The organism is Microbacterium karelineae, from assembly GCF_009745985.1.
GTDB classification, from domain to species: Bacteria; Actinomycetota; Actinomycetes; order Actinomycetales; family Microbacteriaceae; genus Microbacterium; species Microbacterium karelineae.
Genome location: NZ_WFIX01000141.1, coordinates 1 through 364, shown reverse-complemented (window position 1 = coordinate 364; position 364 = coordinate 1). Strand labels below are relative to the sequence as shown.

Here is a 364-nt window from a genome sequence, read left to right as displayed (position 1 = left end):
AAAGAAAACCGTTTCTGCTATTTTCAATGAAGCGAAGAAATTAATCGCTGCAGGAAATACAAAAGAAGGTGGTTTCAAATTACTTCAGGCATACAGAGGTCTTCCAAAAAACAGACAATTAATCAAATTCTTATCGGAAAGCGGAAACAGAGCATTGCTTCAGAAAGTTGAGGCGCAATACATGCAGGACAACAACCGTGATATGCCGATCGTAGATAAAGATCTTTACTTCGTAATCGAGGAGAAAAACAATCAGGTAGACCTTACAGACAAAGGTGTTGAATACATGTCTCAGGGTAACTCTGATCCTAACTTCTTCGTACTTCCTGATATCGGAACTGAGATTGCTGAAGTAGAAGCTAAA

The 364-nt window shown here is 38.7% G+C and carries 1 protein-coding gene; it reads left to right on the top strand.

What is annotated here, in order from left to right:
* A partial coding sequence (locus GB932_RS22320) for a hypothetical protein (RefSeq protein WP_197517223.1) occupies positions 1–364 on the top strand: 364 nt, incomplete at both ends.